This window comes from Psychromonas sp. SP041, assembly GCF_000470315.2.
Classification (GTDB): Bacteria; Pseudomonadota; Gammaproteobacteria; order Enterobacterales; family Psychromonadaceae; genus Psychromonas.
This window is the reverse complement of record NZ_CBRF02000003.1, coordinates 55,001-79,777: the sequence shown is the minus strand read 5'-3', so window position 1 is coordinate 79,777 and position 24,777 is coordinate 55,001. Positions and strand designations below refer to the sequence as shown.

Annotated in this window: 18 protein-coding genes and 1 riboswitch; of the genes, 12 read left to right on the top strand and 6 right to left on the bottom strand. The window is 38.4% G+C overall.

Annotated features, from left to right (window positions below; genetic code table 11):
- The first annotated feature begins 1 nt into the window (after window position 1).
- From SP041_RS02770 to atzF, 8 genes are all read left to right on the top strand, one after another.
- Window positions 2-880 (top strand): carbon-nitrogen hydrolase family protein, encoded by an 879-nt coding sequence (locus tag SP041_RS02770; protein ID WP_025563318.1) that lies wholly within the window; start codon window positions 2-4, stop codon window positions 878-880.
- A 731-nt stretch (window positions 881-1,611) separates the two neighbouring features.
- Window positions 1,612-1,711: riboswitch (guanidine-I (ykkC/yxkD leader) on the top strand.
- A gap of 50 nt (window positions 1,712-1,761) precedes the next feature.
- Window positions 1,762-2,850, top strand: coding sequence for a putative urea ABC transporter substrate-binding protein (locus tag SP041_RS02765; protein WP_025563383.1), 1,089 nt, complete (start codon window positions 1,762-1,764; stop codon window positions 2,848-2,850).
- An 11-nt stretch (window positions 2,851-2,861) separates the two neighbouring features.
- Window positions 2,862-3,683 carry an ABC transporter permease gene (locus SP041_RS02760; protein WP_025563384.1) on the top strand — a complete coding sequence of 274 codons (822 nt, stop codon included), beginning with the start codon at window positions 2,862-2,864 and terminating at the stop codon, window positions 3,681-3,683.
- Window positions 3,683-4,516 (top strand): ABC transporter ATP-binding protein, encoded by an 834-nt coding sequence (locus SP041_RS02755; RefSeq protein WP_051368468.1) that lies wholly within the window; start codon window positions 3,683-3,685, stop codon window positions 4,514-4,516. The genes SP041_RS02760 and SP041_RS02755 overlap by 1 nt, the downstream gene beginning before the upstream one ends.
- The gene (locus SP041_RS02750; protein ID WP_025563386.1) at window positions 4,509-5,354 is read left to right on the top strand and encodes an urea amidolyase associated protein UAAP1; all 846 of its coding nucleotides are present in this window, start codon (window positions 4,509-4,511) and stop codon (window positions 5,352-5,354) included. The genes SP041_RS02755 and SP041_RS02750 overlap by 8 nt, the downstream gene beginning before the upstream one ends.
- A 2-nt stretch (window positions 5,355-5,356) precedes the next feature.
- Window positions 5,357-5,995 (top strand): urea amidolyase associated protein UAAP2, encoded by a 639-nt coding sequence (locus SP041_RS02745; RefSeq protein ID WP_025563387.1) that lies wholly within the window; start codon window positions 5,357-5,359, stop codon window positions 5,993-5,995.
- 119 nt (window positions 5,996-6,114) lie between these two features.
- The gene (gene uca / locus SP041_RS02740) at window positions 6,115-9,771 is read left to right on the top strand and encodes an urea carboxylase (RefSeq protein ID WP_205961155.1); all 3,657 of its coding nucleotides are present in this window, start codon (window positions 6,115-6,117) and stop codon (window positions 9,769-9,771) included.
- Window positions 9,771-11,684 (top strand): allophanate hydrolase, encoded by a 1,914-nt coding sequence (gene atzF, locus SP041_RS02735; protein WP_240791407.1) that lies wholly within the window; start codon window positions 9,771-9,773, stop codon window positions 11,682-11,684. Before uca ends, atzF begins: the two co-directional genes overlap by 1 nt.
- 126 nt (window positions 11,685-11,810) lie before the next feature.
- Here the strand turns inward: atzF and SP041_RS02730 are convergent, their stop codons facing one another.
- The 4 genes from SP041_RS02730 to SP041_RS02715 form a co-directional block, all read right to left on the bottom strand.
- The gene (locus SP041_RS02730) at window positions 11,811-12,506 is read right to left on the bottom strand and encodes a response regulator (protein ID WP_025563390.1); all 696 of its coding nucleotides are present in this window, start codon (window positions 12,504-12,506) and stop codon (window positions 11,811-11,813) included.
- Window positions 12,503-13,933: an ATP-binding protein gene (locus SP041_RS02725; protein WP_025563391.1), complete on the bottom strand. Its 1,431-nt coding sequence runs from the start codon at window positions 13,931-13,933 to the stop codon at window positions 12,503-12,505. Before SP041_RS02725 ends, SP041_RS02730 begins: the two co-directional genes overlap by 4 nt.
- A gap of 89 nt (window positions 13,934-14,022) precedes the next feature.
- On the bottom strand, window positions 14,023-15,981 hold the full coding sequence (locus tag SP041_RS02720) for a MacB family efflux pump subunit (RefSeq protein ID WP_025563392.1): 1,959 nt from the start codon (window positions 15,979-15,981) through the stop codon (window positions 14,023-14,025).
- 3 nt (window positions 15,982-15,984) lie between these two features.
- Window positions 15,985-17,190, bottom strand: a complete 1,206-nt coding sequence (locus SP041_RS02715; RefSeq protein ID WP_025563393.1) for an efflux RND transporter periplasmic adaptor subunit — start codon at window positions 17,188-17,190, stop codon at window positions 15,985-15,987.
- 610 nt (window positions 17,191-17,800) lie between these two features.
- Between SP041_RS02715 and SP041_RS02710 the strand changes: the two genes are divergently transcribed.
- The gene (locus SP041_RS02710; protein ID WP_025563394.1) at window positions 17,801-19,420 is read left to right on the top strand and encodes an FAD-dependent oxidoreductase; all 1,620 of its coding nucleotides are present in this window, start codon (window positions 17,801-17,803) and stop codon (window positions 19,418-19,420) included.
- A 414-nt stretch (window positions 19,421-19,834) separates the two neighbouring features.
- On the opposite strand, the gene SP041_RS02705 is transcribed toward SP041_RS02710, so the two are convergent.
- Together SP041_RS02705 and SP041_RS02700 are read right to left on the bottom strand one after the other, a co-directional pair.
- The gene (locus tag SP041_RS02705) at window positions 19,835-20,578 is read right to left on the bottom strand and encodes a DeoR/GlpR family DNA-binding transcription regulator (protein WP_205961154.1); all 744 of its coding nucleotides are present in this window, start codon (window positions 20,576-20,578) and stop codon (window positions 19,835-19,837) included.
- Window positions 20,575-21,288: a glycerophosphodiester phosphodiesterase family protein gene (locus SP041_RS02700; protein ID WP_025563396.1), complete on the bottom strand. Its 714-nt coding sequence runs from the start codon at window positions 21,286-21,288 to the stop codon at window positions 20,575-20,577. The genes SP041_RS02705 and SP041_RS02700 overlap by 4 nt, the downstream gene beginning before the upstream one ends.
- A 324-nt stretch (window positions 21,289-21,612) precedes the next feature.
- On the opposite strand from SP041_RS02700, the gene SP041_RS02695 reads away from it, so the two are divergent.
- From SP041_RS02695 to SP041_RS02685, 3 genes are all read left to right on the top strand, one after another.
- Window positions 21,613-22,641 (top strand): C4-dicarboxylate TRAP transporter substrate-binding protein, encoded by a 1,029-nt coding sequence (locus tag SP041_RS02695; RefSeq protein WP_025563397.1) that lies wholly within the window; start codon window positions 21,613-21,615, stop codon window positions 22,639-22,641.
- A 270-nt stretch (window positions 22,642-22,911) separates the two neighbouring features.
- The gene (locus SP041_RS02690) at window positions 22,912-23,388 is read left to right on the top strand and encodes a TRAP transporter small permease (protein WP_025563398.1); all 477 of its coding nucleotides are present in this window, start codon (window positions 22,912-22,914) and stop codon (window positions 23,386-23,388) included.
- An 8-nt stretch (window positions 23,389-23,396) separates the two neighbouring features.
- Window positions 23,397-24,680, top strand: a complete 1,284-nt coding sequence (locus tag SP041_RS02685; RefSeq protein WP_025563399.1) for a TRAP transporter large permease — start codon at window positions 23,397-23,399, stop codon at window positions 24,678-24,680.
- The last annotated feature ends 97 nt before the right edge of the window (window positions 24,681-24,777 follow it).

Here is a 24,777-nt window from a genome sequence, read left to right as displayed (position 1 = left end):
AATGTTTCACCATTTACCTATATTATTGATGCAATCTCCATCTCGTTTACCTACTGCTCAAAGCTTAGACGAGTTTGAAGCCGAAATAATAGAGCTTAAGTCTGATTTCGAAAAGACAAAAATGATCGTTTACCCTGAAATTCATTTGTGCCGAGCCGAAGGCACTCGGGCAGAACGAAAAAAAATGTACTATGAAGCAGCTGAACCGCTTGATGGGCCGAGAGGTCAGAGACTTGCTAAAATAGCCAAAGAAAATAATATTTGGCTAATTCCAGGCACTGTTATTGAAAAGGGGGAAGGGGATGATATTTACTGTACAGCAGTAGTGTATTCACCAGAAGGAGAATTAGTTACGAGTTATCGTAAATGTTTTCCATGGCGTCCGTTTGAACCATTTAAACCAGGTAATGAATTAAATGTATTCGATATCCCTGGTTTTGGCAGGGTTGGGCTTTGTGTCTGTTATGACATTTGGTTTCCTGAAGTTATCCGTCAGCTATCATGGATGGGAGCTGATTTGATTCTAAATTTAGTTCAAACGTCAACATGCGACCGTAGTAAAGAACTTATCTTGTTGCAAGCACAAGCGATTATGAATCAGGTTTATATTGCCAGTGTTAATGCATCCGCTCCAGCGGGAACGGGGGAAAGTATTATTATTGATCCTGAAGGTAATATTAGGGCAAAATCACCAGGTGTCTCAGATTTTATCTTAACGGATGTTATAAACACAGACGAAGTTAGGAAGGTTAGAGAGTATGGGGTATGTGCCTTAAATAGAACATGGGCTCAATTCTTACCTGATGATAAACCGCTGAAGCTACCAATCTATGAGAACGGAGAAATAAATCCATTAACATGGGAAGCAAGAAAGCGATGACAGGAACAGTTTTCAGCAGTCATTAAAAGGCTGTAGCGTGTTTGATTATTTAGATTAAAATTTTAAAAGGCGATAAAGCCTTTTAAAATTTTATGTTATTAAGCGATAGTGAGGTGGATTATTTCAATTTTTAAACTGCCAGTTACTAAGGTTAAGATGTTAATGTCGATTAATAAATTTGGTTTTTATATGAAATAATGGCTATATCTTTCTACATTTCAAAAATCTATAAATCTACTGCAGTCTTTAAATCCTAAATATTTCTTTAGATACTTATATTAACCTCAGTTCTGGATAAGCAAAGCTATACAACACCGCTATTTCCGCGGATTTCTGCGTTAAATTATTTCTCAATAACCCGTTATTGCTTCAATAATTCGCCTTGAACTACACAAAACTAACGGCACTGTAGAGTAAAAAATATAACCTTATGATTTTAAGTGTAATTCCGCTTTCATTAACCAGAATTGAGGTTATATTAGTTGATAACTAAATGAATAATTGATAATTCTTATTTGAAAAAGCACTACGTAAGTTTAATTAAAATAGAACGTTTTGGTGCAATTTACTTTTTATGATCCTTTATGGTGCACCAATTAGATCAATAAGAATTCCTGAATATATCTATCTCATTGTAATTATTGATTATTGTTAATTGGCATTATATTTGCTGTATTTTAAATTCTCGTATGAGAGATATTGGCAATTAACGTTGCCGTATCTACAATTTGGTAATAGACATCTAGGGTTCCGGCTTTTTAAGCGACTGGACCGAGAGTTGTCGACCTTTATTATCTAAAGGTTACACGGAGGGATAAAAGCCCGGGAGAAGATTAGAGCAATGTCTCTCATGCTTTTTCAGTGTAATTAAGGATAAATATATGGAACTTACTAAATACTTACGTCACTCTGCTACAAAATTACTCACTATCGGCACACTATGTTGTGCTGTCATTCTTACCCCTTCTACTGCAGTTGCAGAAACAAAATCAACATTTCGCTTAGCTTGGACTATTTATGTCGGTTGGATGCCTTGGGATTATGGTAATGCATCGGGCATTGTTAAAAAGTGGGCTGATAAATACGATATTGATATCGAAGTGGTACAAGTTAATGATTATGTCGAATCAATTAATCAATATACCGCAGGTGGCTTTGATGCAACGGTTATGACCAATATGGATGCATTAACCATTCCTGCTGCGAGTGGTGTTGACTCTACTGCCGTTATCATTGGTGATTTTTCAAATGGTAATGATGGTGTTGTGCTTAAGGGCGATAAAACACTGGCAGATATTAAAGGTCAAAACGTTAACTTAGTCGAGTTAAGTGTTTCCCATTATTTATTAGCGCGCGCCTTGGACTCAGTGTCACTAACTGAACGTGATGTACGTGTTGTTAATACGTCAGATGCAGACCTTGTTGCTGCATTTACCACTGATGATGTGACTTCAGTTACTACTTGGAACCCTCTGTTAAGTGAAATCACTGCAATGCCAAATACAAGCAAAGTATTTGACTCTTCAATGGTCCCTGGTGAAATTATTGACCTGCTGATGATCAACACCAAAACATTGGCCGATAACCCTAAATTGGCTAAAGCCTTAACTGGTGCGTGGTATGAGATCATGGGCACTATGCAAGGTAGCAGCCAACAAGCGATTGATGCGAGAACATTGATGGCTGAAGCTTCAGGCACTGATTTAGCTGGATATGATGCTCAACTTGCTTCTACAAAAATGTTTTTCAATGCTGAAGATGCAGTGGCATTTAACAACAGTGCAGACCTAATTAATACCATGGGTAAAGTAGCAGAATTTTCGTTTGACCACGGTTTATTAGGTGAAGGCGCTGCCGATGCAAAATTTATTGGTATTGAAACACCCAGTGGTATTTATGGTGATAAGCAAAATATAAAGTTACGTTTTGATCCTTTATATATGCAAATGGCTATCGATAAAAAACTATAAGGCTGACCACTATGCGTCTGATGAATAGTAAGCCAAGTCGCTTAATGCGACTTGCTTTAAATCTATTACCTTTTGTTATCTTGTTAATTATCTATACGCTGGCCTCAGATGCTCGCTTATTAGAAAACCCAAGTGACAAACTATTACCTTCATGGTCAAGCTTTGCCGATGCGATACAGCGTATGGCATTTGAACCGAGTAAACGTACTGGTGAATATCTGTTATGGGTTGATACTATTTCAAGCTTGCAACGTTTATTGCTAGGGGTTGGTATCAGTGCCTTGATTGGTTTAGTTATTGGTGTTGCTAATGGTATGTTGCCTTTGTTTCGTGCAACGTTATCACCTTTAGTGACAGCTATTTCTTTAATTCCCCCGATGGCGATATTACCTATATTATTTATTGTGTTTGGTTTAGGTGAGTTATCTAAAGTCATGCTTATTATTATTGGTATCTGTCCGATTTTAATACGTGATTTGCAGCTACGCACTCAATCATTACCCGTTGAGCAGCTATTAAAAGCGCAAACTTTAGGCGCCAATACGTGGCAAATTATGCTTCGAGTGGTGTTGCCACAGGTATTACCTCCATTGTTGAATGCCGTACGTTTAACGTTAGGCAGTGCATGGTTGTTCTTGATTGCTGGTGAAGCGATTGCGGCAACGGAAGGGTTAGGATATCGCATCTTTTTAATTCGTCGTTATTTAGCAATGGATGTGATTTTACCTTATGTACTTTGGATTGCGGTATTAGCTTTCTTAATGGACACCATTTTACGATTGATTTCTAAACGTGCTTTTCCTTGGTATCACGGTAAAAGAGGAGAAGAATAATGAATGATTCATCTGTTAAAAAAACGTCTCAACCCATTATTGAAATTAAACAAGTATGGAAAGAGTATGGCGACCATATCGTACTAGAAAAACTTAATTTATCAGTACAACCGGGCGAATTTGTGAGTATTGTTGGCGCCTCTGGGTGTGGTAAAACAACCTTCTTAGATATGTTGTTAGGCACCGAGTCGCCTAGCCGTGGAACGATTCTGCTAGATGGACAACCGATGCCCGCCGAACCGAATGAAACGCGCGGTATTGTGTTTCAAAAATACTCTGCTTTTCCACACCTTAATGCGTTAGAAAATGTCATGTTAGGCGGTGAATTTTCAGCCTCGCCTTTACTGGGTAAAGTGTTTGGAAAGCAACGCGAAAGCTTACGTGAAAAAGCATTGGATATGTTAACCGCTGTCGGTCTTGCTGACGCTGCGATGCGCTACCCCAATGAACTATCGGGTGGCATGCAACAACGTCTAGCGATTGCACAAGCGTTGATCAAAGAACCGCGTATTTTATTACTTGATGAACCTTTTGGGGCATTAGATCCAGGTATCCGTAAAGATATGCATAAGTTAATTAGTGAGCTATGGAAAAAGCGCGGTTTGACCGTGTTTATGATCACTCATGACTTATCCGAAGGATTTAGTTTAGGTTCGCGTATTTTAGTCTTAGACAAACCGCGTATTGACCCTCATCAGCCGGAGCGTTTTGGGGCACAAATTGTTTACGATATAGCGCTCAATTCAGAGCATGTTATACCTACATCCATTCAATCTTTAATCGACAAACAAGCAACAGCAAAAGATGCTGTTCAGGAGAATACTCATGAGTAATACATCACTGTCACAAGAGCAGTTACTATCACAACAGCAATCAAGCATCATTTATGAAGATACCATTCCAGGTGCAAGTCATTGGTCAATGGTTATTCCTGCTGGGCAAATATTGTCACTAACCGATATCGAAGGTGGTGCTAATGTTTCTATGTTGTTTTATAACCCAAAAAATTTATTAGAGCGTTATAACGCGCCAGACACTTTAAAGTGCCAGCACACCTTTAAATTAACCCATGGACATTGTTTGTATTCTGATATGGGACGTATTTTTTGTTCTATTGTACGAGATGATACCCAGTGGATTGATAGTGTCGGTGGAGTCGCCAATAAACAAAAAGTGGCTGATAAATGGGGCGTAAGAAACTACCAGGGCGATCGTAATGCTTGGTTACAAAATGGATACGATAGTTTGTTAGTAGAAGTGGCTAAATATGGTCTAGGTAAACGAGATTTAGCGGCGAATATCAATATTTTTAGCCAAGTTAAGACTATTGACGAAGGCGATTTAAGTTTTGTGACTGACCATAGTAAAGCAGGTGATGTTGTTGAATTACGTTTTGAAATGGAAACCTTAGTGGTCTTTACCACCTGTCCTCATCCAATGAACCCTGTAGCAGACTACCCAAATCGCTCCGTACAACTTGCTTTACGGACTGCTCCTGAAATGAGCGCTGATGATAAATGCCTAAATTCTAGTGATGAAAATGGACGTGGTTTTGAAAACAATCGTCGCTATAACTTTCAATCTGCTCATCAAACATTTAATCAACAGCATAACTGTCAGCATGCACATACTCATTCACACCATAGCCATACTGCGAAACAAGGAGCATAACCATGATTACTTCAAGCCAATTAAAAGCTGAAAATGCGACACGAAGCGATACTGTGCCTGCAGGTGATTATTACATGCAAGTACTTAAAGCAGGGCAAACATTACGTATTTTAGATCTTGAGGGTAACCAAGCTGCAGATACTTTATTTTATAATGCAAATGATCCAAGTGAACGTTATAGCTGCATGGATACCATTCGCGAACAAGGTAATGTTTATTTAACGGCGGGTACCAAGTTATTGTCTAATGACGGTAACGAAATGCTAGAAATTACTGCTGATACCTGTGGTCGTCACGATACCTTAGGTGGTGCTTGCTCAACAGAAAGTAATACCGTGCGTTACGCGATTGAAAAAAAGTGTATGCATGCTTGCCGTGATAGTTGGTTGCTCGCTGTCGCTGAAAACCCACAGTATGGTTTAAGCAAACAAGATATTACCCATAATATTAACTTTTTTATGAATGTACCGGTTAATAAAGAGGGCGGTTTAAGTTTTGCTGATGGTATTAGTGGCGCCGGAAAGTATGTTGAGTTAACCGCAAAAATGGATGTCATTGTACTGCTTTCTAATTGTCCACAATTGAATAATCCTTGTAATGCTTACAATCCAACACCAGTAGAAATGATTATCTGGGATTAAATTTGAGGTGATAAATCATAACAATATGATTTAGTAATACGTTAAGGGGCTAACAAGGACGACCTTGTTAAAATGCTCAGATTATTTCGGGACGACCCGACCTGTTAAAGGTCAAGATTATGCTTACTACACCCATAACAACACCAACTATTACGCCTACTAAAGCAACACCTCAAATATTTACTAAAGTCTTGATTGCTAATCGTGGTGCTATTGCTTGTCGTATTATTCGTACATTATCAGCCATGGGCATTAAAAGTGTGTCCATTTATAGCCTAGCTGATGCCGATAGCCTTCATGTTTCCCAAGCTGACGAAGCTTTCTCATTAGGGGAAGGGGGCGCAAAACAAACTTATCTTGATATTAAAAAAGTGATCGCCATTGCAAAACAGTGTGGTGCACAAGCGATTCATCCTGGTTATGGATTCTTAAGTGAAAATGTTGATTTTGTACAAGCCTGTGAAGAAAATGAGGTGATCTTTTTAGGGCCAACCTCGCAACAAATGTTGGAGTTTGGTCTTAAACATCGTGCCCGTGAAATTGCAGAAAAAGCCAACGTACCGCTATTACCTGGCAGTGATTTATTAGCAGATATCGATGATGCGTTAAGGTGCGCAGAAAAAATTGGTTACCCAGTGATGTTAAAAAGCACTGCTGGTGGCGGCGGTATTGGTATGCAGCGTTGTAATAGCGCAGAAGAATTAAATCAAGCTTATGATTCAGTCAAAAGGTTAAGTGAAAACAACTTTAGTAACAGTGCACTTTTTTTAGAAAAATTCATCGTTCAAGCACGTCATATTGAAGTACAAGTCTTCGGTGATGGTGAAGGCCATGCGATTGCGTTAGGAGAGCGAGATTGTTCTGCACAACGTCGTAACCAAAAAGTAATTGAAGAATGTCCAGCTCCAAATTTAGACGACGCTTTACGCAAAGAGTTACACAGCACAGCAACACGCTTAGCGGCCTCAGTAAACTATCGTAGTGCAGGCACAGTGGAATTTGTATTTGACCAACAAGCACAGCAATTTTACTTTTTAGAAGTGAATACCCGCTTACAAGTAGAGCATGGTGTAACTGAGTTAGTGTATAACGTTGACTTGGTTAATTGGATGGTCAGCTTAGCGGCAAAACAATTAGCACCATTAGTTGAACTTGAACAAGATTTAGTCGCCAAAGGGCATGCCATTCAAGTGCGTTTATATGCAGAAGATGCGAACAAATCTTTCCAACCAAGTGCGGGATTAATTAGCCATGTTAAATGGGCGACAGAGGTTGATCAGGGCACATTACGCATTGATCATTGGTTAGAAAGTGGCACTGAAGTCTCTCCCTTTTTTGACCCGATGTTAGCCAAAGTTATTTGTCACAGTGAGTCTCGTGAACAAGCATTAACGGGGCTAAAACAAGCGCTTATAAACAGTGAAATTTACGGTATTGAAACTAACAAAGATTACTTACATCAACTATTAAGTAGCAAAGTAGTTGAAGAGGCGAAGTTATTAACACAAACCCTCAATCAATTTGTCTATTCACCTTGTTCTATTGACGTATTAAACGGTGGAACACAAACCACCATCCAAGATTACCCCGGTCGTAAAGGCTACTGGAATATTGGTGTACCACCTTCAGGTCCAATGGACAGCGTTAGCTTTCGTTTAGCCAATACATTATTAGGTAATAGTGATGAGGTCGCTGGTTTAGAAATTACGGTGAGTGGTCCAACATTACGCTTTAACAGCGCAACACGCATTGTATTAACCGGTTCAATAATCGACGCGTTGTTAGATGATGTAAGTGTTAGTAATGGTATGGTTATTAATGTACAAGCAGGACAAACGTTAACCTTAGGCAATATTAAAGGATCGGGTTCTCGCTGTTATTTATCTGTACAAGGTGGCATTCAATGTCCTGATTACTTAGGCAGTAAATCAACTTTCACTTTAGGCCAATTTGGTGGACATGCCGGTCGTGCTTTACGTACGGGTGATGTATTACATATTGAAGAGGTGACTGAATGCACTGAACCGAAACAGGCTGCATTATTACCTGAGATTACCGATGATTGGACTATCCGCGTTATTTATGGACCACATGGTGCACCCGATTTCTTCTGTCCTGAAGATATTGATGCCTTCTTTGATGCAACGTGGAAAGTACACTTTAACTCCAGTCGTACAGGTGTTCGTTTAATGGGACCAAAACCTAAATGGGCACGTAATGACGGTGGTGAAGCGGGTTTACACCCTTCAAATATTCACGATAATGCTTATGCGGTAGGTACGATTGATTTTACTGGTGACATGCCTGTTATTTTAGGTCCAGACGGTCCAAGTTTAGGAGGCTTTGTTTGTCCTGTCACTATTATTAAAGCGGACTTATGGAAAGTTGGTCAGCTGAAAGCAGGTGCAAGCATTCGTTTTCAACCGGTATCAATCCTTGATGCACAACAGTTAGAAATACAACAAATTCAACAATTACAATCAGGGCAGTTTACTGAACAGAAAGCACCAACAGAATTACCTGAAACTGCGATTATCAAAAAGATTGATAAAACAGAACATAACGAACAAGTGGTTTACCGCGCAAGTGGTGAAGATTACCTATTAGTTGAATACGGCCAGCAAGTGTTGGATGTTGCATTGCGTTTCCGTGTCCATGCTTTGATGTTAAAGCTACAAGATATGAACATTGTTGGCATTGAAGAGTTAACGCCGGGGATCCGCTCACTGCAAGTCCATTACGATAATTTACAACTTCCGCTTGCTCAATTATTAACTCTATTAGCCGAAGCTGAACAAGCGTTAGGCGATATTAGCCAATTAACCGTGCCATCACGTATCGTGCATATTCCTTTATCTTGGGATGATTATGCAACACGGTTAGCGATTAAAAAATACGATGAATTAGTCCGTAAAGATGCTCCATGGTGTCCTGACAACATTGAGTTTATTCGTCGTATTAATGGGTTAGATTCCGTTGAAGAAGTGAAAGAGATTGTCTTCAATGCGAGTTACTTGGTGATGGGCTTAGGAGATGTGTATTTAGGCGCGCCGGTCGCTACGCCGCTTGATCCTCGCCACCGTTTAGTGACCACAAAATATAATCCTGCTCGTACTTGGACACCTGAAAATGCCGTGGGAATTGGTGGTGCTTATTTATGTGTTTACGGAATGGAAGGGCCTGGTGGTTATCAGTTTGTTGGACGTACCTTACAAATGTGGAACCGTTACCGTAAAACAGCTGAATTTGAGAAACCATGGCTATTACGCTTCTTTGACCAAATTAAATTCTACCCTGTCAGTAGTGAAGAGCTAACTCAAATTCGTCATGATTTTCCTCGTGGTGATTACCCTCTGAAAATAGAAGAAACAACATTCAGCTTAGCGGAGTACCAACAAAGTTTATGTGATGCCCAAGACTCGATAGTGACCTTCAAAGAGAAGCAACAAAAAGCCTTTGAAGCAGAACGTCAACGTTGGCAAGAAACAGGACAAGCTAACTTTGTTGCTGATGAAATGACGCAAGTAGAAACAGATGTGATCAGCTTAACGGCGGAGCAACGTAGTGTTGATAGCCATGTAGCAGGTAACATTTGGAAAATATTAGTAAAACCAGGCGAAGAAGTGATTGCAGGGCAGCCGTTATTGATACTTGAAGCGATGAAAATGGAAATTGAAGTGGTTGCCCCAGCCGCAGGCATTGTTTCAAGCCTTGTACAAAAAGAAGGTGCACAAGTGCATGCAGGGCAACGATTATTAATTTTGGAGAAAAGCTAATGACTGAGATTAAGCAGACTATTAATAAGAAAGATAACATTGATAATAAACAGGTTACTAATAAACAAACAAGTGAGGCTAAGAAAATGACAACACAAAACATGACGATCAGTGCCTTACAAGCAGCTTACCGTAGTGGCGAATTAATAGTAGAAACATTTTTAGTCGCTAAATTACAACAAGCCAAAGACGATCAAAATAACGTCTGGTTAAGTACGCTTTCTGAAATTCAGTTAACCGAGATGCTAACGTCATTAAGCAATAAGCTAAGCACGAAATCAATGGATGATTTACCGTTATATGGCGTACCTTTTGCTATCAAAGATAATATTGATTTAAGCCTATTACCGACTACAGCAGGTTGCGAAGCATATCGTTTTCAACCTGATCAATCAGCGCAAGTCGTGCAATTATTAATAGAAGCAGGGGCGATTCCATTAGGTAAAACTAATTTAGACCAATTTGCTACTGGACTTGTTGGTGTGCGTAGCCCATGGGGTGCGGTTAAAAATAGTTTTGATCCTGACTATATTTCTGGTGGTTCAAGCTCAGGTAGCGCGGTTGCTGTTGCTAATGGCAACGTGAGTTTCTCATTAGGTACGGATACGGCAGGGTCAGGACGAGTACCTGCGGCACTGAATAATATTGTAGGCTTAAAAGCGACCAAAGGGTTATTGAGTTGTACAGGTGTTGTACCGGCATGTAAAAGTTTAGATTGTGTGACTTTATTGGCGAATACGGTTGATGAGCTTAATCAGTTGTTAGATATTACTGCCAAGCAAGATGACAATGATTGTTACTCACGAGCAAACCTTGGTGCTGATGCGCCATACCAACCTGAGACAAGTTTTGAATCGTTAAAAATTGGCGTGCCAGAACAAGACCAATTGGCCTTCTTTGGCGATAAAAGTGCACAAGCTTTATTTACTAATACGGTTGAGCAATTAAAACAAGCTGGCGCAGAATTAGTGACTATCAATTTTCAGCCTTTTTTAGATGCTGCCACATTGCTTTATGAAGGACCTTGGGTAGCCGAACGTTACGCCGCTATTGAAGAGTTCTTTATTAAAGATCCTAAACAATGCCTACCAGTGATTGAAACTATTATCGGCGGGGCAACCGCACATTCGGCGGTGAGTGCTTTTAAAGCTATGTATAAATTACAAGCGTTTAAAGTGCAGTGTGATGCGATTCTGGCGGAGTTAGATTGTGTTGTGACACCAACTGCTGGCACGATTTATAGTATCGCTGAACTTGAAGCTAACCCAATCCAGTTAAATTCTAACTTGGGTTATTACACCAACTTTATGAACTTATTAGATTATGCCGCAATTGCTGTACCTGCTGGTTTCTTAGCATCAGGACTACCTTTTGGTGTGACCTTTTTTGGCCCTGCTTTTAGCGATCGTTTATTACTGAATACTGGCGCAAAATTACAACAACTGAATAACTTTACCTTAGGGGCAACTGGGCAAACGTTAAGTAAGGCAAGTGCTAATAAAGTGCAAGCCAACGCATCCGCTGCTGAAATCGACATTGCTGTTTGTGGCGCACATCTTTCAGGTTTTCCACTTAATCTTCAGTTAACAGAGCGCGGCGGTTATTTAGTAAAAAATACTAAAACGACTGCTGATTATCGCTTCTATGCATTGGCTGGTGGTCCTCCTTTTCGTCCGGGTTTAATTCGTGTGGCTGAACAAGGTGTCGCAATTGAAGTTGAAGTCTGGCGTTTACCTGCAAGTACGGTAGGCAGTTTTTTACAGGGCATAGGACAACCGTTAGGACTTGGAAAAGTCGAGCTAGAAGATGGCAGTTGGGTCACTAGTTTTATTTGTGAAGGTTATGCAATTAAGGACGCGACCGATATTAGTGATTTAGGTAGTTGGCGTGCTTATGCCGAACTGAATAAATAATTAACAGACATAAACGAAGTATAGAACTTATTAAGTTATTTCAAGATTAGCCTACATATTATTTTGTAGGCTAATTTTTAATTACGTAGCTGTTAACGCCACTGTAATCGTTAACATAGTCACTTATTAGGATAATTTATTAAACTTATAACCAATGCCATATACTGAGTTTATTGGGTCTACTTCAGGTGCGATATTATTAATTTTTTTACGAATATTTTTAATATGAGTATCGATGTTACGGTCGGATATATCAAAGGTGTCACTGTAGGCATACACTAATATTTCTTCTCGGCTGAATACTCGACCGCTGTTTTCTAAAAAAAGTCGAACGATTAAAAACTCCCTTGGTGTTAAATCTAAAAACTGTCCTTTAAAGGTCACTTCAAAGGCGTTTATTTTCATTTCGAATCCAGAGTGTTTAATGACTTGTGTCGTATCAATCTCATTATTATTGCCCGCTCGGCGTAATACGGTTTTAACTCTCGCCATCACTTCCCTTGGACTAAATGGTTTACAAATATAATCATCTGCGCCAAATTCTAAGCCGAGTAGTTTATCTATTTCTTCGCCTTTTGCAGTGATCATAATGATAGGTAGTTCTGAAAAAGATCTGATTTTTTTGCAGATTTCCAAACCGTCAATATCGGGTAACATTAAGTCAAGCAACATCAGGTCAATGCTATTATTTTCAACAAAACCAACCACCTCTTTACCGCTACTGTGGTGTTCGACTAAGTAACCTGCATTTTGACAATAGGCGATCAATATTTCGGCTATATGGGCTTCGTCTTCAACAATGAGAATAGTCTGTTTTTTCATGGCCTATAATTCCTGTGCTCTGGTAATGTAATATGAATACTTAGTCCACCTAATGATGATTCGGCAGTAGTGATAGTACCTTGGTGAGCATCGACAATTTGTTTACATAACGCTAAGCCTAAGCCGGAACCACCATAACCTCGGTTACGTGAAGGCTCTACGCGATAAAAGCGCTCAAACAATTTATCTTGGACATTTACCGGCACACCTGGGGCTGAATCTTGTATTTGAATATGCACTTGCTTAGCAATGATTTGTGCTGATATTTGGATTTCTCCAAGGGCGTCAGTATAACGGCAGCAGTTCTCGAAAAGGTTAACGAATAATTGTCTGATCCTATCTTTATCGGCCAGTACGATACATTTTTTATCTGCCATTAATTGAGCGACTTGTGAGCAATCGACTCGAAGTTCTTTTTGACTAAACTGAGCTGTAAAACTATCGGCTACTTGCAATAGTATTTGAATAGGGTTGAGCGATTCTTTTTTATAAGTGAGCCCACCTACGTCGGTAATAGAGAGCTGATAAAGGTCATTAACAATATGGCTCATGCTATCTATTTGGTCTATGAATAGTTGAACACGCTGTTCATCTGCTACAAATATACCGTCTTGCACACCAATAAGTTGGCCTCTTAATACGGTTAATGGTGTCTTCAATTCATGTGTTACGTCTGACATCCATTTAAAACGGCTATGTTGATTTTTGTCTAAGGTATCAGCTAGTACATTGACGTTGTCCGATAACAATGACAATTCGTCGTTGGTTTTATTTTCAATTCGAATACGATAATCACCTTTAATTAAGGTGTAAGTACCTTCAATAAGCGAACTGATTGGCGCGACTAAATGCCTTGAAAATAACCAAGCAGTAAAGAATGACAGCACAATAACAATCAAAGCGATTACGTAATAACTTTTATATTGCTGTGCTAAAAATTGACTGCCAGGGCTACCTTTAGCCAATTCAGAGGGAATTAAGCTAATCCATCCAATAGTTTGCCCATTTAACTCAATCACTTCGCTGTATGAGTTATCAGTTATTAATGGTTTGCCAATAACTACTTTTTTATCAACATCGTATAGGCTTAATCTTTGTTGTGTTTGTAATAAATTACTTAGTGCAGACAGGTTATCATCAGCCTCAATATCATCCTTTGATTGTGACTTATTATTCCCATTTTTTGCTTTTGGCCCCAGCATGGCTTTCCAAAGAGGTTCATTTCCTTTTAATTCATCCCAACTGTCATTTTCTTGGTAGTAAGCTGTTATTCGGCTTTTTAAATCTACAATTTTTTTATGTTCAGCTTCATTTACAAAGTCATTGAAGCTGGTGGATAAATTGATAGTTATTAGTAACAGCATTAAGCCTACCGCTACAAAGCTGGTTAAACAAAATGCGAAGAAAAACTTATAAAATAACCGCAATGTGATTCCTTTATGACAATCAAAGTAACTGATTATATTTTAATTCGATCTCAGTATTATCCACTGAGATCGTTTTTTTATTGACGGGACTAATCGCGTGATAAAGCTTCTACTGGGTTAAGTTTAGCTGCATTTCTTGCGGGTAAATAACCAAATAACACTCCAATTAAGGTCGAGCACGCAAAGGCTGTAATAATCGAGTTCATTGAATAAATCATTTGAAAGTCGCTATTACTTGAAGCAAAGATAAGCCCAATGACAAAAGCTAATGAGATGCCTAGAATACCGCCGCAAATACACACTAAAACGGCTTCAATTAAAAACTGTCGTAAAATATCTTGTTGGCGAGCACCCACTGCCATACGTATACCAATCTCTCGAGTACGTTCAGTTACTGACACTAACATAATATTCATAACACCAATGCCCCCTACAATCAGAGAGATAAACGCTATGGTTGAAATAAGCATCGTCATAGTCGCTGACGTTTTTTCAATATTTTCTCGAATAGTATCGGTGTTAACGGTAAAAAAGTCTTCAACACCATGACGCATTTTAATTAGCTTAATAATGCCCTGTTCAGCAGCGGTGCTAGACACGCTGTCATTAATTCGTACAGTAATATCATTAACATCATTTTGTCTAAAAATACGTGCTGATACAGTGGTGTAAGGGATCCATACATTTAATGCCTCAGTGTTACCAAAGGCACTCTCTCTTGGTTCTGTCACGCCAATCACACGTACTGGTAGTTGACCGAGAAATATCACTTTACCGATTGGTGATTCTTTCGGGAACAAAGAGGCGACAGTGTTTGAGTCAATTACTGCCACTTGAGCCAGTTCATCAACACTATTTTCATCAAAATATTGGCCTTGCGCTAAAGTGTAACCGTTTACTCTAAAGTACTCAGAACCTACACCTTGTACTTCACCGGTGAGAGCTTGGCTGCTATAGCGAATCGCCACATCTGCTCTTACTGTTGGTGTAACACTATCAACAAATGGTAATGTTTTGAGAATCTCTGCATCACTGGCTGTTAACGTGCGTATTCGCCCAGAACGGCGATCACCCAGTCCATTACCGGGTTTAATTTCAATAGTATTAGTGCCCATTGATGACATGTTTTCTAGTACTGCTTGTTGAGACCCATTGCCAAGTGCGACAACAGAAACTACTGATGCAATCCCAATAATAATGCCTAGCATGGTTAAAAAAGTACGTAATTTATGGCTAGACATAGCAATTAACGCCATTTTAAGCGCTTCAATATAACGTAGCCAATCAAGTAAATGATGTTTTTGTGGAGGAGTTGCATTTGCCTTTTTTAAAATAGGGATATCGATGGCTTTAGTTTGAGTTTTAGTTATTCGGTCACTTTTTATTTTGCCATCTTTTATTTCTATAATACGGTCAGCAAACTGTGCAACTTCTAAATCATGAGTGACTAAGATAATAGTGTGACCATCTTTATGTAATTCCTGTAAGAGCTTCATCATCTCTTCACCGCTGCTACTATCGAGTGCACCCGTTGGCTCATCAGCTAAAATAACATCTCCGCCATTAATTAGTGCTCTAGCAACACTGACTCGTTGCTGCTGACCTCCGCTCAATTGACTTGGCTTATGATCTAATCGATCGCTTAACCCTAAACGTGATAATAATGCTTCAGCCCTTGCTCGACGAGTTGCTTTATCTTCACTGGCATATAACGCTGGTACTTCTACATTCGCGACGGCGGAAAGATCTCCCAGTAGATGATAACGCTGAAATATAAAACCAAAATATTCACGGCGCAGTGCTGCTAATTGGTCTTCATCCATTGTAGAAGTATCTTGACCATTAATCAGATACTGGCCTGCCGAAGGCTTGTCCAAACAGCCTAAAATATTCATTAAGGTTGACTTGCCTGAACCGGATGCGCCAACAATAGCGATCATTTCGCCTCTGTGAACTTTTAAACTCACGTTATTTAACACGGTAAGATCTTGTTCTCCAGCGCTAAATGTTCGGCTGACACCTGCAATTTCAAGTAGCACTTCACTCATAGATTAAAGCCCCGCTAGGTTTTGACGGCCACCCGCCTGACGGCTAGAGGTAGTGGTTTGATTTGCAGAAGATTGGCCGATAATAATTTCGTCACCTTCCTCAAGTCCTGATAATATTTGTGCATTAACACTGTTATTGATGCCAACTTCAACATCTCGGTACTCGACTTTATTATCTACTTTGACTGGCACTTGATAACTATTTGCTTGGTTTGTTGCTCCGCTTGATTTAGCTATAAGCACTTGAGAAGGAACTTGCAATGCATCTTCCGCACTTTCTAGAATAATAGATACTTGAGCAGTCATGCCAATACGTAATAGCTGTTCAGGGTTGTCGACATCAAATAATGCATTGTAATAAATAGCATCACTGTCACCTATGCTCAGCTGACTATCATCGCCAGTCAATATTGTAGGGCCAGGCTCAATTGCACGTAATACTGCCGTGTATTTTTGTTTAGCATCACCAAGAATTGAAAAGTAAACTTGTTGTCCTGGGTTTATATGGATAACGTCTGCTTCTGATACTTCAGCTTTAATGGTCATGGTTGTTAGCTGCGCCAGTTCAACAATACTAGGTGTTTCTTGATTGTTGCTGATAGTTTGACCTTGTTGTGCAGAAATATAAATAACAGTGCCATCGATAGGCGCAACGATTGTCGTATAACCTAATGCTAATTTGGCGTTATCGACACTGATCAGTGCTTGTTCTTTCTGTGCTTCGATTTGTTCTAGTTCTGCGCTATATACCGTTAACGTTGCCTGCGCCGTGTCGAAAATGGACTGAGAGCTCACGCCATTTTTAAACATTTTTTGTTGGCGTTTAAATTCTGCTGTTGCTTCATGTATTTGTGCTTGTTTTGCTCGGTATTGAGCATTGATAATAGTAAGTGACGCTTGCGCTTCTTTTAACGTATTTTTTTGCGTCAAATTGTCTATTTGGGCAATTAAATCACCTTTTTTAACCTGATCGCCGAGATTAACTGCAATATTGTCTATTTGTCCTGATGCCTGAGAACCTACATCAACGAGGGTATAGGGATAAAGTACGCCATTTGTTAAGACTACATTTTCTATATTGCCCTTTTTTACAAAGTCAGTGGTAAAAACAAGATTTTGTTCATTTTCTGCAAAGTAGTACTGAATCGAGAAAACAACTCCAACAACGAACAATATTAATATCGTTATGTACTTTATTTTTTTATTCATGACCGACCCAATCTTATTAGTAAAAGTGAAAATGCTTCAATGAAAGCGATTAGGGTAAGTATAAGCAACAAATATAGGTAAAGAATGAAGATGAAAATAAAATTAAGTGATTGTATTTAAAGTGCTATTTTTATTTTTTATGTAATTGTGTGGCAATTGTGTGGCAATTGTGTGGATGTGCTTTTGTAAGTATTAAAAAATAAGCTATTTTCAGTTAAAAAAATAATCACGGTCTTTCATTCCATTAAACTTATCTCTGCACATTAGCGTCTTTAATCATCATTATTATGTTTATTTTACAAAATATTATGTCTGTCTAATTAAACCTTAATGCCATGCCTTCAGTATTAAGACTGAGAGAATACAATTTACTGATCATTTGAGATGAAGGGCTTATTCAACATGCACCATAATTAAACGTTAATCACTCACTGAATCATTTCAAGCAGTTTTTATTTAATGAGTATTATTAATCATTTTTTCTTTTTGGTTATCAATTAGTCATATTTTTTATAAGTAAAGTGCGAATGATCGTATTAATTAGAAAAACAATATGCTCTAATGTGAACATTAAAGTGCGTTATCGAACATTTATATCAAGGATTACGAAATGAGCCTCAATAGAACAGACAATATTAAACAGCTAGCTGAAGAAGAGTTAGATGTCCTTATTTTAGGTGGTGGTATCAATGGTGCTGTTGCTGCTGCATCTTTGGCTGCTAAAGGCGTTAAAGTTGGACTCATCGATAAAGGAGATTTTGCAGGCGCAACCAGCTCTAATTCTTCGAATCTCGCATGGGGTGGTATTAAATACCTAGAAAGCCATGAATATCGTTTAGTGAATAAACTTTGTAAAAGCCGTAATAATTTAATGAAACATTACCCCTCATCAGTGACAGAGGTTCGTTTCTTAACGACTATTCAAAAAGGTTTCCGTTTCCCTGTGTGGTTTGTGTTCATGGGCACGCTAGCTTATTGGTTATTCGGTCGTCTATTCACTATGGCGCCTAAATATTTAACACGTAATACCATTAAACAACTTGAACCAAGTATTAAAATCACCGGCGCGCAAGCAGGTTTCGAATACTCAGATGCTTTCTTAAAAGATAATGATTCGCGCTTTGTATTCAACTTTATTACTGCTGCGGCAAAAAAATCAGCTATCGTTGCAAACTATGTCGAGTCGGTTAACGCGGTACGTGAAAATGACCAATGGGTGATACAAGCAAAAGATAAAACCAACGATCAAGCATTTACTATTAAAGCAAAAACGCTAATAAATGCTTGTGGCCCGTTAGTTGACCAAGTTAATAAAGGCACTAAACAGAAGACATCGCATCATCACTTATTTTCTAAGGGTGTACATTTAACGGTTGATCGCATTTCGAAAGAACATCGCGTACTAGCCTTCTTTGCTAGTGATGGACGTTTGTTCTTTGTGTTACCAATGGGCTCTAAAACGTGTATTGGTACAACAGATAACCAAGTTGAAAGCCATCAAACATCAGTTACGGATGAAGATCGCCAATTCATTCTTGATAATGCGAATACTTTATTAGAGTTAGATAAGCCATTAACTAAAGATGACATTATTGCTGAACGATGCGGCGTCCGTCCGTTAGCCATTGAAGCTGAAGAAGGTGTTGCTGACTGGGTTGCGTTATCTCGTAAGCATGCGATTGATGTTAATAAGGCAGATAAACACATCAGTATTTTTGGTGGAAAACTAACAGACTGTATTAATGTTGGCGATGAAGTTGCTGATATTATTGAAGATTTAGAAATTTCAATGAACCGTTCTGATGCACTTTGGTACGGCGAACCTGCTGATCAAGTTAAAGCTAAATTTATGGGTGAGATTGAAGAATTTAATATTGATAAGTTAACACCAAAAGACGCACTTGAGCCTTTATCTAGCCGTTTCTGGCGTCGTTATGGCGAAGATGCATTTGTACTAGTTGAAGCGATTAAACAGAATCCAGCTAAAGCAAATCTTGCGCTTGAACATACTGAATTTACTTGGGCTGAAATTGACTGGGTTGCCGAGAATGAAATGATTGTTAACCTTGATGATTTACTTCGTCGACGTTCAAAAGCAACATTAGTGATTCGTAAAGAGCTATTAGACAATGCAGAAGGGCTGGAAGCGATAAGTAAACGTTTGTTCGGTGATGATGCACAACAAAAAATGGATGAATTCCGTGGTCGAACTAATTTTAACCGCATTTAACCGTTAACGCCGCTTATTCATTATTTACTAATGTATATCTAGTGAAAATATAATGAAGTAAGTGGTGTTTATTTAGGAAAGTAATGTTCGTATTACTTTCCTAATGTTCGTTTGATTGTAGCCTCAATCATAATGGTTATAGCGATTATTTTAACAAGTAAATTAGCTTCAATAAATAATTGTGATAACGAGACTCTGCAATAACACTCTGCAACAATACACCATCCTGTAATAATCTATTAAAAACTCTTCCTACTTCTAACCTGATTTATAATTCTGTTCTTATACTCATTCTGTTTTTAATTTAATTTTTAACTTTATTTTTAGCTATTCTTCGGCTATTACGTGCGGTAAACCCACGAATTGACAGTGGGTACTTTACGCTAATTAGCCTTATATCAAGTAAGCTCTGCATTAAGCTGTTTTATTAACAGATACCAGTGGAAGATCTGAGGGAAGGTTAGTGTGATTACTATAAATTTTATCAAACTCAGACAATGAAGCGACTTTCACCGAAGCGGAAATCGTCCATTTAGTGGCATCGGCTACTAACCAAGTTTGTCGTGAGTTTTTTACAATACATCTCGAAATCTCTGCTTCAGCGGTTTCATGTTCCATTGCTGAATGACTACTCGTCACCGCTGCGCAGCCTAATATGCCGATGTCTGCTTCAAAATCATTGAAGAACTCTGTGACATTATTACCAACCACATCTTGTTGTTGTGATCGAAATAACCCACCTGCAATATAGACCTCAATATCAGGGTTCATTTCTAGAATGCGAACAACCTGTAAGTTATTGGTGATCACACGGTGTTTGGTTTTTAAATAATAGGCAATACGTGTCACTGTTGTGCCGATCCCCATAATGATGGTTGAACCATCAGGAATAGCATTGGCGACTTTTTTGGCTATTTGATCTTTTACATCAAACTGTATATCACTACGATATTGATAACTGCTATTGGTCAATTGTGCAGGTAATCCTACACCGCCATGGATACGGCGAGCATAACCTGCTTTACAAAGTTGATTAACGTCTCGGCGAATAGTTTGCGTTGTCACTTGAAAGTGTTCAGACATGGTTTCTATCTGAATATCTTCCTTCTTACGTAAGCGCAGTAAAATATTTTGCTGACGAGCGTTAAGTTTTATCATGTGTTAACAAATACATCTGGTTTGTCAGTAATAATAATATCGACGCCCCAAGATCTAAATTTATCTGCTTGTGTTACATCGTTAAGTGTCCAAATAACTAGTTTAAGTCCTGCATCTGTGATTGTTTTTGCCATCGTTTGATTTAATATTTTATGATCAAGATGTACGCTATACAGGTTCAGAGGCTTTAATTTTTCTAACGTAGCTAGTGGGTTATGTTCAGTAATATAGCCTAATCGAATATCTGGCATGACTTGATGACAATGCTCTAGTGCTAATTCAGAGAAGCTAGACAAGATGAGCTTTTCATTTGGAAAGTTTACGTTAGTTAATACCTTTGCGATCTCATTCACTAGCGGTTCAGCTTGATGTGGGTGATGAATCTTAATTTCAAGATTCATACTTAAATCATTCTCCATGAAGAACAATAAAGTACGTTCAAGCGAGATAATCTGTTCACCAATAAACGCTTCTGAGAACCAACTTCCGGCATCTAATGCTTGTAGTTGACTAAACGTTAAATCAGCCACTAAGCCTTCACCGTTTGTGCAACGGTTAACCGTTTCATCATGGAAGATGATAGGTGTTTTATCTGCGCTAAGTTGCGTATCTAACTCAATCCATTTAGCACCAGATTGCAGTGCTTTTTTAAAACCTGATAACGTATTTTCTGGCGCCAGTGAAGCTGCACCACGATGACCTGCAATCATAAATCCACCTGTAATGTTCATTTGAACGTTAATGACTTGTTAGTAGCTAGGTTAATAATAATGTATTTTAGAAAATATAAAAGGCTTAAAAATACAACAGACTGTCATATTAACTTAACAATTCAATGGTATTTATACGTTCTGGTCTACATTTTTGTAACCTACTATTTGCACGATAATGATTTTCATATGATTCTACAAATGTTCATATGAATAATGTTGTATGGATTAACAAAAAAGCACATACAACTTATCTCACTATTTTTTTGTTTTAATAAACGAACTGATTTATTAAAACTAATTTTACAAACAAAGGTACTATTTATGATAAAGGTAATCGGAACCGTATTAACAGCTGTTGCATTGCTTGTTGGTTGTGGCGAAAAACCTGCTGACACAACGAAAGGCGCAGACGTTGCAAAAACAGTTGAGCCAATCGATATCAACATGAGTTTGGTATTTACTCAAAACGAATTATTAACGCAAGAGCTAATCAAAGCGACTGATAAAATTCGTGAACGTACTGACGGTGGTGTGAATATCAAAGTTTATCCTGGTGGGCAATTACCAGTCTATAAAGATAACCTTGAGCAAGTTGTTAATGGCGCCGATTGGATTGCTGTAGAAGATTTAAGTTACCTTGGTGATTATGTTCCTGATTTCGCTGCGTTAGCTGGCCCAATGTTATATAACTCTTACGATGAATACCTAGCAATGATGGACACTAAGCTAGTCGCTGATTTAACAGCTGAAGTTGAAAAGAAAGGGATTAAAGTGTTAAACGCTGATTACATGTTTGGTTTCCGTCATATGATCACGAATAAAGAAATTAAAAGCTCTGCAGATATGGCAGGCATGCGTATTCGTGTTCCTGGTAGCCAGTTATTCATTAGCACATTAACGTCGATGGGCGCTGCGCCTGCATCATTACCTTTCCCTGAAACCTACGCAGGTGTTCAACAAGGTGTTGTTGATGGGCTTGAAGGTTCAATTTTGACTATGTACTCAACTAAAATGTATGAAGTGGCTAAAAACATGTCATTAACTAAACATTTCTTAGGCACTGTCGGTCTTTATATCTCACCTAAAGTTTGGGATAAATTTACACCTGAGCAACAGCAAATCATTAATGAAGAGCTAGCGGCTGGTGCGATTTCAAATACCACTGAATTAGTTAAGTTAGACAGTGAGTACACTCAAAAACTACAAGATCTAGGCGTTAAATTTAATGAAGTTGATAGCGCTGAATTCAGTAAATTAACCGCTGATGTTTATAACCAATTCCCAGCTTGGAGTGATGATATCCGTAGCCGAATTGGTGCCGAACTTGAAAAAATTCGTGCTGCTGAATAAGCTAAAAAAACAAGTTTTAAAAAAGTATTATTAGGTAACTGCTTTATTGTATTTTCAATAAGGCAGTTATTTTTTTAACGTTAGATAATTATTACTGAAATTTCATTCATACCATTAGCGATTACTTCAATAATTAGTCTCGAACCATTTTTTTTGAAGGTTTACGAAGACCATTTTATGACGGTTTATGTTGAAGTGAGTGTGATTGGTATCAATAATAAATGTTAATTAACAATCATTATATCAATTAGTTAATAAGTAGGAGAAGTCATGGGCTTCTTAGTTAAAAATTTTGAAGAGATATTCGCATCCATTGCAATATCGATTACCATTTTGATGGTCATTATTAATGTAATCCTTCGTTATGGATTTGGTTTTGTTGTGCCATGGAGCGAGGAGCTAGCCGTTATCTGTTTTATTTGGTCTGTCTATTTCGGTATTAGCTCATGCTACAAACATAAGCTACACATGGGGGTTGATGTTGTTATCGCATTATTACCTGAAAAAGCAAAAGTCCCGTTTAATCTTGTGGTTTTATCATTCTTATTAGTAATCAATTTGATCCTTGCTTACTTAAGTTACGACTACATGATGCTATCTAATAAAGTGTCTCCTGTGATGGGCATGTCTTACTTTACGATTAACGGTGTGTTGTTTTTGTGTTTCTCTTTGATGACGATCCATACCGTAAACTTCATTCGAAGTGATTTAAAACAGCTATTCAAAAAGCAACCCAATACTATATAGGTGACACCGTGGAAATCTATCTTCCAATTATTATGTTGTTCGTTTTATTTTTATTAAACGTTCCCATCGCATTTTCATTAATCGCTTCTTCGTTGGTTTATTTTTTATTTATTAATACCTCGATTCCAGTCAGCTTAGTGATGCAACGTTTTATTTCATCAGCTTCATCATTTCCGTTATTGGCGATACCCTTCTTTATTATGGTGGGTTCGGTCATGAATTATTCTGGAATAAGTCGCAGTTTACTGTCACTTGCAGATTCATTGATTGGGCATAAAACCGGTGGTCTTGCACATGTGAACGTCGCATTAAGTACGTTAATGGGCGGCATTTCTGGCTCTGCTAATGCGGATGCGGCAATGCAATCTAAAATACTTGCACCTGAAATGACTAAACGTGGTTATGACTTACCTTTTACGGCGGCAATAACCGCAGCATCATCAAGTATTAGCCCTGTGATTCCACCTGGTATTAATCTTATTATTTACGCGTTATTAGCTAATGTGTCAGTACACGAAATGTTCATTGCGGGTTATGTGCCTGCCTTCATGATGGCGTTATCTTTGATGGTCACTATTGCTATCATTGCGAGACGTAGAAAATACGCCCCTTCAAGAACAGAAGCAGCACCTGCTAAAGAACGTCTACATTATTTAGGTAAAGCAATTCCTGCTTTATTAATTCCATTTGGCATTATTTTAGGGATGCGTTTTGGCTTATTTACACCGACTGAAGCGGGTGCTATTGCTGTTTTGTTGTGTGCCATTATTGGGTTGTTTATTTACCGTGAATTAAAAGTTAGCCATTTCCCTGCCATCTTCAAAGAGACAATTCAAGGCACTAGCAGCGTGATGTTCATTATCATTGGTGCGATGATTTTTGGTTATTACATGACGTTGGAGCAGATCCCTCAGAATGTGGCTTCTGCCTTGATTTTAGTCACTGATAACAAGCTCGTCTTATTAATGCTAATCAATTTATTGTTATTGATTGTTGGTATGTTCATTGAAGGTGGGGCGGCAATGATCATCTTAACGCCGCTATTACTACCTGCTGTATTGAACCTTGGTGTTAACCCTGTTCACTTCGGTATTATCGTGATTGTTAATATTATGATTGGTGGAGTCACACCGCCATTTGGCTCGATGATGTTTACAGTTTGCTCGATACTTAAAGTAAAACTGGTGGACTTTGTTCGTGAGGTACTGCCTCTTTTATTCGCATTATTAGTTGTATTAATGCTGTTAACTTATTCAGAAGGTTTAGTGATGTTCTTACCTAACTTGTTATAAGCCGATTGCTTATAAATCGATAGGTTTGGAAGTCGATAGATTAGTAGTCGATAGGTTAATAAATCGATAGGTTAATAAATACAAACGAGCAAGTACC

Bases quoted from the DNA above. Each gene is read 5' to 3' on its own strand.
- SP041_RS02770 (WP_025563318.1), top strand. From the start codon at position 2: ATGTTTCACCATTTACCTATATTATTGATGCAATCTCCATCTCGTTTA.
- SP041_RS02765 (WP_025563383.1), top strand. From the start codon at position 1,762: ATGGAACTTACTAAATACTTACGTCACTCTGCTACAAAATTACTCACT.
- SP041_RS02760 (WP_025563384.1), top strand. From the start codon at position 2,862: ATGCGTCTGATGAATAGTAAGCCAAGTCGCTTAATGCGACTTGCTTTA.
- SP041_RS02755 (WP_051368468.1), top strand. From the start codon at position 3,683: ATGAATGATTCATCTGTTAAAAAAACGTCTCAACCCATTATTGAAATT.
- SP041_RS02750 (WP_025563386.1), top strand. From the start codon at position 4,509: ATGAGTAATACATCACTGTCACAAGAGCAGTTACTATCACAACAGCAA.
- SP041_RS02745 (WP_025563387.1), top strand. From the start codon at position 5,357: ATGATTACTTCAAGCCAATTAAAAGCTGAAAATGCGACACGAAGCGAT.
- uca (WP_205961155.1), top strand. From the start codon at position 6,115: ATGCTTACTACACCCATAACAACACCAACTATTACGCCTACTAAAGCA.
- atzF (WP_240791407.1), top strand. From the start codon at position 9,771: ATGACTGAGATTAAGCAGACTATTAATAAGAAAGATAACATTGATAAT.
- SP041_RS02730 (WP_025563390.1), bottom strand. From the start codon at position 12,506: ATGAAAAAACAGACTATTCTCATTGTTGAAGACGAAGCCCATATAGCC.
- SP041_RS02720 (WP_025563392.1), bottom strand. From the start codon at position 15,981: ATGAGTGAAGTGCTACTTGAAATTGCAGGTGTCAGCCGAACATTTAGC.
- SP041_RS02715 (WP_025563393.1), bottom strand. From the start codon at position 17,190: ATGAATAAAAAAATAAAGTACATAACGATATTAATATTGTTCGTTGTT.
- SP041_RS02710 (WP_025563394.1), top strand. From the start codon at position 17,801: ATGAGCCTCAATAGAACAGACAATATTAAACAGCTAGCTGAAGAAGAG.
- SP041_RS02705 (WP_205961154.1), bottom strand. From the start codon at position 20,578: ATGATAAAACTTAACGCTCGTCAGCAAAATATTTTACTGCGCTTACGT.
- SP041_RS02700 (WP_025563396.1), bottom strand. From the start codon at position 21,288: ATGATTGCAGGTCATCGTGGTGCAGCTTCACTGGCGCCAGAAAATACG.
- SP041_RS02695 (WP_025563397.1), top strand. From the start codon at position 21,613: ATGATAAAGGTAATCGGAACCGTATTAACAGCTGTTGCATTGCTTGTT.
- SP041_RS02690 (WP_025563398.1), top strand. From the start codon at position 22,912: ATGGGCTTCTTAGTTAAAAATTTTGAAGAGATATTCGCATCCATTGCA.